At 66.5% G+C, this 12,405-nt stretch carries 11 protein-coding genes; 3 read left to right on the top strand and 8 right to left on the bottom strand.

Annotated features, from left to right (window positions below; genetic code table 11):
- Nucleotides 1–5 precede the first annotated feature (5 nt).
- The 3 genes from WMF27_RS02525 to WMF27_RS02515 all read left to right on the top strand — a co-directional run bounded on the left by WMF27_RS02525 (nucleotide 6) and on the right by WMF27_RS02515 (nucleotide 2,830).
- The gene (locus WMF27_RS02525) at nucleotides 6–1,061 is read left to right on the top strand and encodes an AraC family transcriptional regulator (protein ID WP_437943764.1); all 1,056 of its coding nucleotides are present in this window, start codon (nucleotides 6–8) and stop codon (nucleotides 1,059–1,061) included.
- A gap of 75 nt (nucleotides 1,062–1,136) precedes the next feature.
- Nucleotides 1,137–2,120 (top strand): alpha/beta fold hydrolase, encoded by a 984-nt coding sequence (locus WMF27_RS02520; protein ID WP_437943763.1) that lies wholly within the window; start codon nucleotides 1,137–1,139, stop codon nucleotides 2,118–2,120.
- On the top strand, nucleotides 2,117–2,830 hold the full coding sequence (locus WMF27_RS02515; RefSeq protein WP_437943762.1) for a hypothetical protein: 714 nt from the start codon (nucleotides 2,117–2,119) through the stop codon (nucleotides 2,828–2,830). Before WMF27_RS02520 ends, WMF27_RS02515 begins: the two co-directional genes overlap by 4 nt.
- A gap of 869 nt (nucleotides 2,831–3,699) precedes the next feature.
- On the opposite strand, the gene WMF27_RS02510 is transcribed toward WMF27_RS02515, so the two are convergent.
- The 8 genes from WMF27_RS02510 to WMF27_RS02475 form a co-directional block, all read right to left on the bottom strand.
- Complete coding sequence (locus tag WMF27_RS02510; RefSeq protein WP_437943761.1) at nucleotides 3,700–4,131, bottom strand: type II toxin-antitoxin system VapC family toxin; 432 nt, start codon at nucleotides 4,129–4,131, stop codon at nucleotides 3,700–3,702.
- Nucleotides 4,109–4,363 (bottom strand): hypothetical protein, encoded by a 255-nt coding sequence (locus WMF27_RS02505; RefSeq protein WP_437590638.1) that lies wholly within the window; start codon nucleotides 4,361–4,363, stop codon nucleotides 4,109–4,111. Before WMF27_RS02505 ends, WMF27_RS02510 begins: the two co-directional genes overlap by 23 nt.
- A 671-nt stretch (nucleotides 4,364–5,034) precedes the next feature.
- On the bottom strand, nucleotides 5,035–5,868 hold the full coding sequence (locus WMF27_RS02500) for an endonuclease/exonuclease/phosphatase family protein (protein ID WP_437943760.1): 834 nt from the start codon (nucleotides 5,866–5,868) through the stop codon (nucleotides 5,035–5,037).
- 142 nt (nucleotides 5,869–6,010) lie between these two features.
- Nucleotides 6,011–8,050: a hypothetical protein gene (locus WMF27_RS02495; protein ID WP_437943759.1), complete on the bottom strand. Its 2,040-nt coding sequence runs from the start codon at nucleotides 8,048–8,050 to the stop codon at nucleotides 6,011–6,013.
- A gap of 12 nt (nucleotides 8,051–8,062) precedes the next feature.
- Nucleotides 8,063–8,935 (bottom strand): TRAFAC clade GTPase domain-containing protein, encoded by an 873-nt coding sequence (locus tag WMF27_RS02490; RefSeq protein WP_437943758.1) that lies wholly within the window; start codon nucleotides 8,933–8,935, stop codon nucleotides 8,063–8,065.
- Entirely contained in the window at nucleotides 8,932–9,870 is a 939-nt protein-coding gene (locus tag WMF27_RS02485) for a TRAFAC clade GTPase domain-containing protein (RefSeq protein ID WP_437943757.1), read from the bottom strand. The genes WMF27_RS02490 and WMF27_RS02485 overlap by 4 nt, the downstream gene beginning before the upstream one ends.
- 1 nt (nucleotide 9,871) lies before the next feature.
- Nucleotides 9,872–10,957 carry a GTPase-associated system all-helical protein GASH gene (locus tag WMF27_RS02480; protein ID WP_437943756.1) on the bottom strand — a complete coding sequence of 362 codons (1,086 nt, stop codon included), beginning with the start codon at nucleotides 10,955–10,957 and terminating at the stop codon, nucleotides 9,872–9,874.
- Between the two features lie 5 nt (nucleotides 10,958–10,962).
- Entirely contained in the window at nucleotides 10,963–12,312 is a 1,350-nt protein-coding gene (locus WMF27_RS02475) for a metallophosphoesterase (RefSeq protein WP_437943755.1), read from the bottom strand.
- Nucleotides 12,313–12,405: the final 93 nt, after the last annotated feature.

The following is a 12,405-nucleotide window of genomic DNA, read 5'->3' as shown; positions in this document are numbered from 1 at the left end:
GCCTCATGAGCTCTCGTCGGCGGCTCGACCCGCTCGTGACGGCGGAGGGCGAGCGCGCGCTGAGCGTCGGCGTGAAGGCGCTGCGGAGCGTGCTCGGGGCCGCAGAGGCTGCCAGGATCGACGGGAGCTCGCTCGCCCGAGCGCACGGGCTCACGCCGGAGGAGCTGCGCAACCCCGACTTCCGGCTCTCCTATCGCCGGTGGATCGCGCTCTGGGACGATGTCGTCGAGAGGGCCGGCGATCCGGGCGTCGGGCTCCGCGCCGCGGAGGCGCTCTCGATCGGCCACTGGGATGTGATGGACTACGTCGTCGCGTCGAGCGACACGGTGGGCGACGCCTTCCAGAGGTTCTCGCGGCACTTCGCCGTCATCAGCACGGCCGTGCGCCATGTCCTTCACGTCGATCGCACGGAGGCCCGGCTCGTCCGGGAGCACGTACCCGGCGCGCCCCCGCACCGGGTCGCGACCGAGTTCGGCTTCGCGAACATCGTCCTTCGCTTCCGCGCGCTCGCCGTCACGCCGTGGTCGCCTTCCTCGATCCAGTTCCGTCACCCGCGCTGCGCCGAGCTCGAGGCGTACACCCGGATCTTCGCTTGCCCGGTTCGATTTCGAGCGCCCGGCGACGCGATCGTCCTCCCGCGCGCGGCGCTCGCGACGCCGATGAAAGGGGCCGCCCCCGAGCTCTGTGCCGTCCTCGAGCGCCACGCCGCCCTCCTCGTGCAAAAGCTCCCGCCCGCCCAGGCGAGCCTCGTGGAGCGCGCGCGGCACGCGCTCGCCCTCGAGCTGCACGGCGGAGCTCCCAAGCTGGCGACGGTGGCGAAGCGGCTCGGGCTGAGCGCGCGCACGCTGCAACGACGCCTCTCGGAGGACGGCGTTCCCTTCCGAGCGCTCGTCGAGAAGACCCGCGAAGAGCTCGCGCTGCGCTACCTGGAGGATCCCGCCCTCGGGCTCGCGGAGATCGGCTCGCTGGTGGGCTTCTCCGATGTGAGCGCGTTCTACAAGGCCTTCCGGCGGTGGACGGGGAGCACGCCGGGCCAGCTCCGCGAGCGCTCCGTGGCGTAGCCGAGGGCACCGCCGGACAATCGATTGGCGTGGCGGCACAATGCCCGGGGCGGCCCGGGCTCGTACGCTCCGGTCATGCGCTCGTTCGCCCGCCGCTGTTGTCTGACGTGCGTCGTGCTCGCCTCGGGCTGTCTGGATCCGGGTGCGCCTGGAAACCTCGTCCCGAGGACGGTCGCGGAGGACGACACGCTGCCTCGCTTCACCCTCCGCGACGGCGCCCTCATTCACCTTCGCACGCAAGGGGACCCGAAGAACCCCACCCTCATCACGCTGCACGGCGGCCCCGGCGGCGACATGCGCGGCATGCTCGGCCTCGGCGCGCTCGCCGAGCGGTACTTCGTCGTCCACTGGGATCAGCGAGGCACCGGTCTCTCGGAGCGCGTCCCTTCATCGGACTTCACCGTCGAGACGTACGCGGCGGATCTCCACGAGCTCGTCCAGCGCTTCTCCCCCGACGCACCGGTCACGCTGTTCGGGCATTCGTGGGGCGCCATGTACGCGGCCCTCTATATCCAGCGGCACCCCGACCGCGTCGGAGAGGCCGTCCTCAGCGAGCCGGGCTTCCTGAACGCGGCGATCGCGAACGAGACCGAGCTCTTCACGTTCGGCCTCACCGCCGAGGGGCTGAACGATCTCGGTTGGTCTGAATGGGCCATGAGCCCCGACGGAGACGCGCGCGCAGACTTCCTCCTCTCGTTGGGACAGGGCTGGTCGCAGCCAGGGTATTACGAAGATCCGGACGACCCGGACAACTTCAAGGCCTTCCGCCTGGGCGCGCGCGCGATGCGGGACCTGCAGAGCTCGGCGAAGACGGACGGAGCGTGGGACTTCGATTTCTCTTCCGGTCTCGATCGCTTCTGCAGGCCGGTGACCCTGATCGGAACGACGATCAACACCGTCATCGGGTTCGAGCAACAAGAGCGCCGCCACGCCCCTCTTTTTTGCGACGTCGAGCTCGTCCGCATCGAAGGTGAAGACCACGGCTGGGTGAACAAGCACCCCGATCGTGTCATGGAGGTCCTGCGCGCCCATCTCGGCGCATACGAGGGGGCGAGATGAGGGCCGTCGCCCTCGCCGCGGCGATCGCCGCGACGGCGGTCTCCGCGGTCGCGTCGGCCGCGCCCATCTGCGGGTATCAAGGGGAGCAAGAGAGCGCGACGCACGTCAATCTCGGATGGAACTCCGCGCCCGCTCTGGAGCTCGCCTACGGGCGAGCGATTCCGATGGAACGGCTCGTGCGCCGCCTCGACCTCGAGATCGGGCTGACGCTGCCGGTCTTCCTCGTGCCGGCGCTCGACTCCTTCCGCCTGGAGCCGGCGGCGCGCGCGACGCTCTTGCAGCACGGCGGCTGGGGGCTCGCCGGGCGCCTGGGGCTGCCGGTGCAGACGGGCGACAACCAGACGTTTCGGTTCGTGAGCGTGGGCGCGCACCCCGGGCTCGCAGGCGGGTATTTCCAGCGCGGCTGGTTCATCGCGCTGGAGGTGGATTACACGGCGATCCTGAGCACGTACATCGCGGCGAGCGATCGCGCGCGCGCGACCTACGAGGGCATTCGCGACGGCTTTTATGCGCCCGCGGGGGGCTACCTCGACGCGAGCCTCGCCTTCGGGTTGTCGATCGGCTCGAGCGTCGAGCTCGGGCTGCGCGCGGGCTATCGCTCCACCCACGGCCTCGAGCCGCCCCCGCTCGTCCCCTTCCGCGCCGAAGTGGGCGTGTCCTACGCGTTCGGAGCGTCGGCGGCGGCGCCCCCCCGAGAGATCACGCAGTAGCGTGGCGCACGGGCGGCCCTCCCCCGCTCGCCTGTGACATGGATTCTCGTCCATCGCGAGGCGGACGCGACGTCGGGGGAGACCGTGTACTTTCGGCGCCACCCAGGCGGCGGCCGCGCTCACGCAGCGAGGACGTCGGAGTAACGATAGGGGGCGTCCGAAACGATAGGGGGCGTCCGAGGAGAACGCGTGCGCGATCCGCTCCGCTGGGACGCCGCCGCGAACCAGCGCCTTGCGGGCGTGCTCGTTCATGTGAGCTCTGGCCCGCATTTCGCGGCGAAGGCTATCGCGCGCCTCGGCCAGGCCGGCTGCCAGCGACTCCCGGCACCGCGCCAGCACCTCCCGGCGACTCCCCAGCAACCCCGGGACGCGTGCCAGCACCCGCCGGTACGGCTACCCGGACCCGCTGGTGCGGCTACCCGGACCTGCTGGTGCGGCTCCTCCGACCTGCTGGTACGCTTCCTCCGACCTGCTGGTACGCTTCCTCCGACCTGCTGGTACGCTTCCTCCGACCTGCTGGTACGCTTCCTCCGACCTGCTGGTACGCTTCCTCCGACCTGCTGGTACGCTTCCTCCGACCTGCTGGTACGCTTCCTCCGACCTGCTGGTACGCTTCCTCCGACCTGCTGGTACGCTTCCTCCGACCTGCTGGTACGCTTCCTCCGACCTGCTGGCACGATTCCCGGCCGTCTCGACGGCGCTGGCCGCGCTCTCCGGCCCGCTGGCCGCGCTCCACGGTCTGCTGGGTTCGCGCCCCGGCCTGCTGGGACGCGTCTCGGGCCCGCCGCCACGCGGCGCGAAGCGCCGCCGACAGCAGCGGCTTGCTGGGCCGTATGCGTACCGCACGGCGTCCTGAGTACCCTGCGGGTTCATAAGATAGGCTCTCTCCAGTTCTCGAGCATGAGCGGGTACCCCGCATCTTGGATCTTGACGAAATGGCGCGTGTTTCCCGTTGCGACGGGAAGCCCATGACGGATCGCCGTCGCTGCAATCAGGGTATCCTCGATCGTCAATTTGCTCCCCAGGCGTTCAAGATCGGCTCGGATCCGGCCCGCGAGCTCGGCTACCGTGGGGTCAAGCCACAAGACCTCTGCTCGCGCCAGCAGCGACAAAAATTGTTGAATCCGATCGTCACGACCCACGCGCGAATAGCCGTAAACTACCTCCATCACGGTGACCACTGAGAGCGTATAGCGTCCGAGCTCTGCGTGATACTTGCGCGCCCTCTCTGCGACGATCGGATCCTTCGCCTTGAGGATCTCGGACCAGATGTCCGTATCAAGAAGGGTTCTCGTCGCCATTGAAAGCCTCGCGCCCCTGGTGGCGCGACATGATCGCGACCTGGTGGATCTCGTCGGCGAGCTCCGGCTCGTCGGCGAGCAGTCCTAGGAACGGATCGTCCGGTGGGTTCGCCAGCCCCGCCGGCTCGCTCCGGGTGCCGCCCAGCTCCCGAACGATACGTTCGATGAGCGTGCGCTGCGCATCGGTCGGAAGACTACGGATCTCCTGGAAAATTTGCTCGGCGTCCATCATGCCCAACCTCCACTTCCGCCGCTGTCCAGTCTAGCATGTCGCGCCGTTCCCGCCGTTCCCGTCGCGGCAGCCGCGCTGGGGACGCAGGCAGCGCCGGAGGTGGGGCCTCCGTCAAGGGCAGCCTCGGAGCGAACGGTGGCGCAGGGATCGCAAGGGCAGAGGCTGCAGCCGCGCCCGACTGCGCCCCACCCCTGCCCAGTCGAGCGCGATCCCTGGCGGACGGAGCGCCTTCGTACCGAGTGCCGTCGTCATGAGGCCCCGCGCATCCCGGCGGTGGAAGCGGGCCCGGATCGAGCGCGAGGCAGGCGCCGGTGGATTGCGCTCCCGCTGCGCACGTGTCCACGGCTCTCCTTCGTCGGGCCTGGGAGGCCGCGGTCACGCAGGCCCACCCGTGCACCATGAGGCCCGGCGGCCCAACGACCTCGAACTCACCGGCGACACCCGCAGGAACGACGTGCCATCCTACCACGGGCGTCCCCGGAACCGAAGGGCGTCCGCAAGACAAGAAGCGGGCGTCGTCCGGTGCAGTTCGTGTTTGGGCGGCCGGCCGCGGATGGATGCTCGTGGGTGGTCTCGCTGTCTCGTGCGTCGAGCTGAGGGCGTGAGTTGGGCGGCCCGCCCGGCTGGTGGCTCCACGTGCTCGGGTGCTGGTCACGCACGATGCAACCTCCTCAGGGAGTGAGCTCCGCGGCGTGATCCAAGTCCACGAACATCGCGGAGTGGTCGGATACGCCGCGAACCCGCAGTTCATGCGAGTAGGCAACTGCGCGTACCGCTCCAGCAAGGTCGGGCGACGCAAGCACATGGTCGAGGCGGAACCCGTTGTTCGCGTTGCTCACCCAGGAAAACTCGCGACCTTGCGGGTTTCTAGTTCGCCAGATGTCGACCCACCCTTGTCCCAAGAGTCCCGCGAAGTGCTTAGCGCACAATAGAGTGGCGCCGGACTCGTCCTCGTAGTGCAGGCCAGTGTTAAAGTCTCCCACAAGCAGTGCGCGCCCACCGAGAAGCTCGGTTCGCCCGAGAAGCCAGTCGAACAGTGGCGCCTTGGCCTTCATGTTGGGGGAATACAACCCGCATACGATCAAGTCATCGAATACCGCAGTAACCGACCGATGCTCGTAACCTGCTGGGATCCCCACTGGTGGCCGAACGTAAAACGGACGACGTGCGGCCACGAGAACGGAATTCTGCTGCAGCCGCGTGGTTGCCACGGATTGGTGAAGGAGTCCGTGCTTTTGAAGACCTGCCTGAATCGCACTCCCAGTGCTGCCCGGTCGGAACTCGGTCACGACCGCGATGTCCGGGAGCAGTGCCTCCAAATGCTGAAGAATCTGCGGCACGCGCCTGCCACCGCCATGCTGGATGTTCCAGGTCACGATCCGCATGCCATCATCCTCGCCGCAGTCCTGCGCTCGTTCCGCCGCCCAACGCTCAGCATCAGCGGCGGCGCGTAGCGCCGTCCGCTGCATGCTGTTGTTAGGCGTCTCGTCTCCCGGTGTCTTCATGATCCTTCATCTCTTCGCTCGGTTACAGTTGCTCCAGCAATCCCGCGACACAGTTCAACTGCTGCCTCACTTGTGCTCCGTGGGTGGTCCGGGCGCTCGTCGCCACTCACACCTATGGAAGTAGTGAGTGCGCGTCGGCCGGTCACCAGTCTTCCAGGAGCGCATCGCGCTGCTCGCGGGAGCCGATCGACGACGCTTCGACCGCCTTCCGCAGCGACTTCAGGTACCGCCGCGTGTCCCGGTCGTCGTCGAGGACGGCAGCGACCTTCCTAACCGCCGGGCGGCTGTGAACGATCGCAAACATCGTCTCCAACGACGCGTTCTGCTTTTCGAACAGGCGCGCCATCGCCTTGGCGAGACGCTCACACTTGTCCCAGTCCCTCCAGTACGACGACGACGGCGCGAACTCCCGCAGCCACTCCCATTCGTCGTACTCGAGGCGCGAGTTGCCGGCCGCGTCGTACGTGGGCTGGAAGCATGCGGCGAAGAGCGGCGACTTCAGGTTGCCTTCCCAGAAGGCCAGCGTCAGACCGAATGCAGCCACCCGCGACGGGAATACCCCGGCGCTGGCCGTTCCGGCATTCCACACCGTCGCTAGCCGCGACTGGGTGTACTTCGGGCTTACGAAGCGGCTGCCAAGCTCGAGGTCGGCGAGCGATGGAGCCGAGAGGCTCTCAAGCCACTCCAGCACGGCATCGCGTTGACCACCGAGAGCGGACCGCCACGGCCACGAGAGCTGAAGTTGCTCCGACGCGATCGCGGAGAGGCCTCGAAAGACCGCCGCCTTCCCTCCGAAGCGGATGAGCGCGTCCACCGACACATCGCGCCCCGCGGAAATGATGGCGTCAACGATCGCTGCGCGCTCTTCGTCCGGCAGGCTCATGCCACCAAGCTGGGAGAGAACCTCCCCACTTCGATTGCCTACTTGCCGCCAGAGAACGGGCGAGGACGCGAGTTGATGGTTCGCACCGACGACGGTAGGCAGATACGCTGCCTGCGCATCCCCGAAGGACTCCAGGTCGCTCGAGGTTAGAAGGAGCACAGCAGCGCGAAGCACGCGTTCTCCAACCTCCGTCAGCGCGCCCCCCAACAGCGACAGGACGAGCGCTACACCCTCCGATCGAGAGTCCTCAAATAGCCGCCGCGTCTGCTCCTCGAGCGTCGTGGCGATCGGGGCGAGGTCGTTGTCTCGATGCCCACTGAGGTCTTGAAGAAGCTCGCGCCGCGCAGCGGCACCTGACTCCGCGTTGGCCCGGTCGAACACCATGCCGACGAGGCGACTACGCACGCCGGGGGCGATGTCCTTCGCGTCCACGACGCTCGCGAGAGCGGTCCGCGCCGACGAGCCCGGTGCGTGCCACGCGCCGAAGAGCGGAGCGAGACTCGGCACCACGCCTCGTGAAGCATCGGCCCCTGCAGCGGCATCAAGCCATGAGCGAAACGTCGATTCGCCTCGCTTGTCTCCTTCAAGAAAGAGCTCGACCCATGCATCTACGGTGCCGGGGGTTCGAAGGTCGAGCACGAGCGCCGCGCCTGCGCTCTTGCGAAACTGCGACGACGGGACCGCTCGCGGGACAGCCTGAAGGTCCATCAGCGCACCAGCCACCGAGCGGGGCATCAGTGCGCCCGTGCAGAACGAGAAGCGCGCCCGGGCCGCCGGCCAAAGATCCTCCCACAATCGAAGGATCGTGAGTTCGAGTTGACCGGCCTTCTCCACGGTCACGATCACCGGGCGTGCTTGGCCGAGCACAGCTCCGACGAGAGCGCCGGCTGCCGTCGGATCTGCGAAACCGTCGACCTTGCCACCATCGCCCGCTCCCTCGAGCTCGATCGGGATCGCTGCTGCACTTTCCACGCCCTCCTGTTGAGGCCGGCGGAACTTCGAGACGAGGCTCGATGCGGATGTCTGCGGGAGCTGCTCACGAGACAGCAAGAGGGAATGCGTCCACACGCAGCCGGGTCGCTGCATCTCGGGTGCGTACCAAGTCTTCGCGAAGACGAAGAACTCACTCCCAGGCAACGGATACCCCGTGAGGTATTCGTCGAAGCCCGGATGCATGGCGGGACCGGACATGTCGCTCAAGACCAGCATCGCCCGTGCAGAGTCGGCGCTGAGAGACACCGAGCTGCTCAGCAGGCGGTGCCCATCGCGGTAGCCGTGAATCGCCTGGTGGATGCTCACGGGAGGCATGGCCTACCTCTCCTCCAAGAGCCACGCGATCGGCTTGGTGATGTCCTGACCGGCCTCATTGCCGTGCAGCACCTTGATTCGTTTCAGTGCGTCGTCGAGATCGAGCAGCGCCCTCTTCTGCTCGTCCACCGTGATGTCACCTCCTTGCGCGCTCACGCCGAACACCGTGTGCTCAAGGCGGTCATCGTTCGACTCGAGGAACTGCCGCAGCAGCGGCATTTCGCGCGCCAGGTACTCGTGCGGCGTCCCGGTGAACGATGCCTTCTCGACGAGATCCCATGCCGAGATGACAACCGCGACCCGCACCTTCCTCGCAGCGCTTTCGAGGGCGAACTGCAGCAGTTCGACGAGAGCCACCTGCGTCGGCAGCTTCTCGATCGACCACGGCTCGATGGCGCTAGGCGACGCGCTGCCGCCGGCCACAGCGGGCTGGGTAGGCGCACCGTCGAGTACGGCGCTGAGCTGCCGCGAGTACGTAATCCGCGTGCCCTCCTTCACCCGAGGGTGGACAAACAGCACGAAGCCCGTCGCTCGCTGGATATTCTCGTGGTGGCCCACGGCGATCTTGCGGTCACGGAGTTGCTGCTCGAACGCCTCACCCGAGAGGTCCGGTACGGTGAGTTCGAAGTCGGTAGTGCCGCTCGCAAGGCTGAGAACCACCAACTGCTCGTGTTCAAGCTTGGTGCGCTGGACCTGCGAACACGCCTGCCAGTCCGTCGTGATCTGATGGAGGTACGTCCGATCGACGCTCAGCCCCTTGAGCTTCAGGCGCGTCTCACTGCTGCGGTCGTCCAGGACATGCCAGAGCGCCGCCAGGAACGTCGTCTTCCCCGAGCCCGGCAGACCCATGAAGAGTAGGTTTTCTGCGGTGCTCAAGACTCCCTCCTTGCGGAGTGCCGCCAACCGTACTTTGCGAATTCACGGGCATCGATCGGAGGGGCGTTCTGGGGCGCCGCGCCTGCGCCCACAGCGACGGGCGTCGTCCAAGCAATGAAGGCATCTACCAAGCCGTCGTTCAGGGGCACCTTGCTCTGGTCGACTTCGGGCCTCGCGGCGATACGCCGGAATCCAAGGTGGGGGACTCGATCCCCGAACTTCGTTCTAAGCTTCGTTTCGGTCGTGTTCAGGAACTCGACGGCTGCTTCACCTGCCTCGACAACGCGATCGAGCTTCGAGAAGACGAACTCTACTCGGCAGCGACTCCCGATCATCTTCGCGTCGAGGAAGCTCTCAAGAATGCTTGATGCATCCGACTGTGCGTTCGTCCTCTGCGCGTTGACGGCGAGGCGCGCACCGTCCACGAGTACGACGATCGTGTTGGCGCGATGGAGGAAGGTCAGTCGCTCGCAGTCCTCTCGTGAATACTTCGCGAGTCGAAAGAGTTCCCCGGAGATCGCCGAGAGCAGGACATGGCGCCGCTTCGCGCCGGGATCGGTTCCGCGCAGAGCGAGGTGGTAGTAGGCGGCTTCGTCGGAAACCGGAGTGTGAGGCGTATCAGGGTCCGCGCCGCCGGAGGCGAGGCGGTTGAGGTAGCAGATCTGCTCGAAGCCAAGCAGCGAGCGCGAGCCTGCGAACTGGAATCCAGCGAACGGGCCGTCGCTCAATCGCTCATAGAGAGAGGCAAGCGCCGTCGTCTTCCCACTCTCGGAAGCTCCCGCGAAGACAACGAGATGAGCCGGCGAGCGCAGGGTCACCGCATCGGCGTCCTCGCTGCTGAGTTCGTTGCCCGCGTACACATCGATGAAGGCCGGCGCGGGCTCCTCGACCGGGGCGTTGGCGGCGGCGGCCTCTGCGGAAGGAGCATCAGCCATATCAGTCCTCCGTGGCTGCGAGGGTGCGCAGCAAGACGGCTTCTACGTAGGCCTGCTTTGCAACGACCTCCGGCGAGAGCGGTTTCGTGGCAGCAACGCCGCCGGTCTTCTCGAAGTACTGCTGCCAGTTCGCCGTGCCGCTCCTTGCCCGCTGCAATAGAGCGAGCGACAAGGGCGCGAGGTCCAACGCGCGCTCGGGGAGGTCAGCGGTCCGCGTCTTCGACCAGTCGTCGGAGACGGCGTTCACGTACACGTTGAGCGGCTGGTCCTTGTTTCTCCCCTTGGTCGAGCTCACAACCCTCTCCAAGAACGCAGTAACCTCACGCGGCCCCAAGGCAGCGTCGGTGAGGTCGGCCAGCTCCCACCCAGCAGTGAGGGGCACCTCGTCTTTCAGCGCACTCCATGGCTTGTGGAGGTCCCGACTGCATCCGCCCTCCAACCACCACAGGATGTTGGTCTCCTCGTCTGCGCAGCGAAGATCGTGCGCAGCGTCGGCAAGAGCGCTCTCCGAGCGATGCACGGCCTCCAGGATGGTCTGAAAGGCCGTCGCGAAACTCTGGCGCAGGTGATTGTGGTCAGGAACGTTGGTCTCGATCGTCTTCGAGAAGGCCTTCTCTTCCTCGGCAGTCAGGAGGGTCGAGTCAAAGCCCTTTCGGCGTCGCTGACGCCTCGCCAGTTCCTGGAGAGCGGAGAGCACCTCCAGGCTGATCTCCTCCAGAGGCCCCTCCGCGATGCGAAGGCGTGATGCGGCGAGAGCAGCACCTGCGAGAACGGCCGTGCGAGGGTTGTCGTCCTCCTCATCGCGCGTCACAACGTGGACGAGTGCGGCTCCAGCGAGCACCTGCTGCTCAAGTTCGTTGTTGCGCTGCTGAAAAGCAGGATCGTGCTTGCGAAACGCCGCCAAGAAGGGCTCGCGCGACGTGACCTCCGGCAGTCCCTGGAAGATGCGAACCGTCTCGAGAACCGCATCGTCCTTGTCGTGGAGAGTCGCGCTCCACTCCTCGACGCCAGCCCATCGGCTCTTAAGAACGTCACCGTTCGGTTCGATGCGGACCAGCCGATACCACTCTGCGAAGTTCTTGTGCATGGGCGCTACTCTCCGACCTGCGAGTTACGAAAAGGGTTGAAGGGCGCCCGGTCGTCATGGCGCTGTTCAGTCTCATCCCACAGCTCCGCGAGACGCTGTGCCTCCACCGCCCGCTGGAAGACCTCGAGGAACACGGTGCTGGGAGGCAAGGCGTCATCTCCCTCGCGCATCAGCCCGAGCGTCAGCGCGATCTGGTACCGATCAAGCGTCGGAAGCCTGAGGAAACGGAACGTGAGTCGCTGCTTGTGGTCCTCAGCGCTGGGGTTCGCGTCGACGGCCGGTGTGGCGGGGACCTCGACCGGAGCGGGAACAGGCCGAGCGACCTGGGCAACCGCCGCCGAGGGGGCCTGCTGGGGGCTTGCGGCTACGGGACGGCGGCGCGGAAACCCGGGCCACTTGAACTCGCGGTACTCCATGCCGCTGTTGGGGTCGTACTCGGCGACGAATCTCGTCTCAGGCTGATGCCAGCGCCGCTGGTACAAGCGCAGGCCGATGTGTTCCTCGTCGCGTCGCTCGATCTCGAGCACGTTGTATGTGGGAACCCACGCAGGCTCGCGACGCTCTGGATGCATGGCGCCGGCGACAAGACGGACCCTGTCGTTGATCACGTCCACGCGCTGGGCGTGCTTGTGTCCGAAGAGCTGGATGTGAACCTTGGACTTCAGGTGGTCTTCGACGGGATCTTGGTCGAGGAACCACTCGGGCGGGTGGTGGCAGAGCGTCAGGTGCAGGACGCCGTTCTCACGCTGCACGCCAGCGTAGGCGGTTCCGAGGACCATCTTCCCCTTGTCGTCCTCGGCGTTCGACACGTAGGCGCTGCAAATGCCACGCATGCGAATCGTCGTGCCACACGCGAGATGGAGATCGCGCTGCCAGTACGGCGCCTTGGCCGAGATCTCACACCCGTAGGGTTGGGCGAACACGTTGTACTCGGCCAGCGGCGCGAGGAGCGCGCTCGCCGACTGGGTGTCGGAGAAGTACTCGCGCAGCTTCGAATCGATCGCTGGGCCGGCGAGAGCACGGATGCTCTGGTGGAGTATCTTCGTGATCACGCCACCGGCGAGCCTTCGATCAACATCGTGATTGCCCGGTACGACGGACACCTGCTGCTCCTCGCACCCGACGGCATCGCAGACCTTTCGTAGCCACGCTGAGGCGTGCTGGTACTCCTCCTTCCTCCCTGAGAAGGCGATGTCCCCGGTGACCAGCACGCTGGTGGCGGCACCGAGCTTCGTGGTCAGCTCGGTGGCGTCGCGGAGCAGCTCGTCACGAACGTTCTGGTCGACGTCGTGAACGTTCCCCGACGAGCCGGTGAAGTGGATGTCCGAGAGATGTACGAGGACGAGTTTCTCCATACGGTCAGCCCCCCAGGACCTTCAACGCGGCGGTCTTCGGATCCGCGAAGTAGGTCGGAGCGACGTGCTTCATGAGACCGAACACCGCGCCAA

It is taken from the genome of Sorangium sp. So ce281 (genome assembly GCF_051527395.1).
Classification (GTDB): Bacteria; Myxococcota_A; Polyangia; order Polyangiales; family Polyangiaceae; genus Sorangium; species Sorangium cellulosum_B.
The sequence above is the reverse complement of the archived record's forward strand: the minus strand, read 5'-3'. Positions and strand labels throughout refer to the sequence as shown.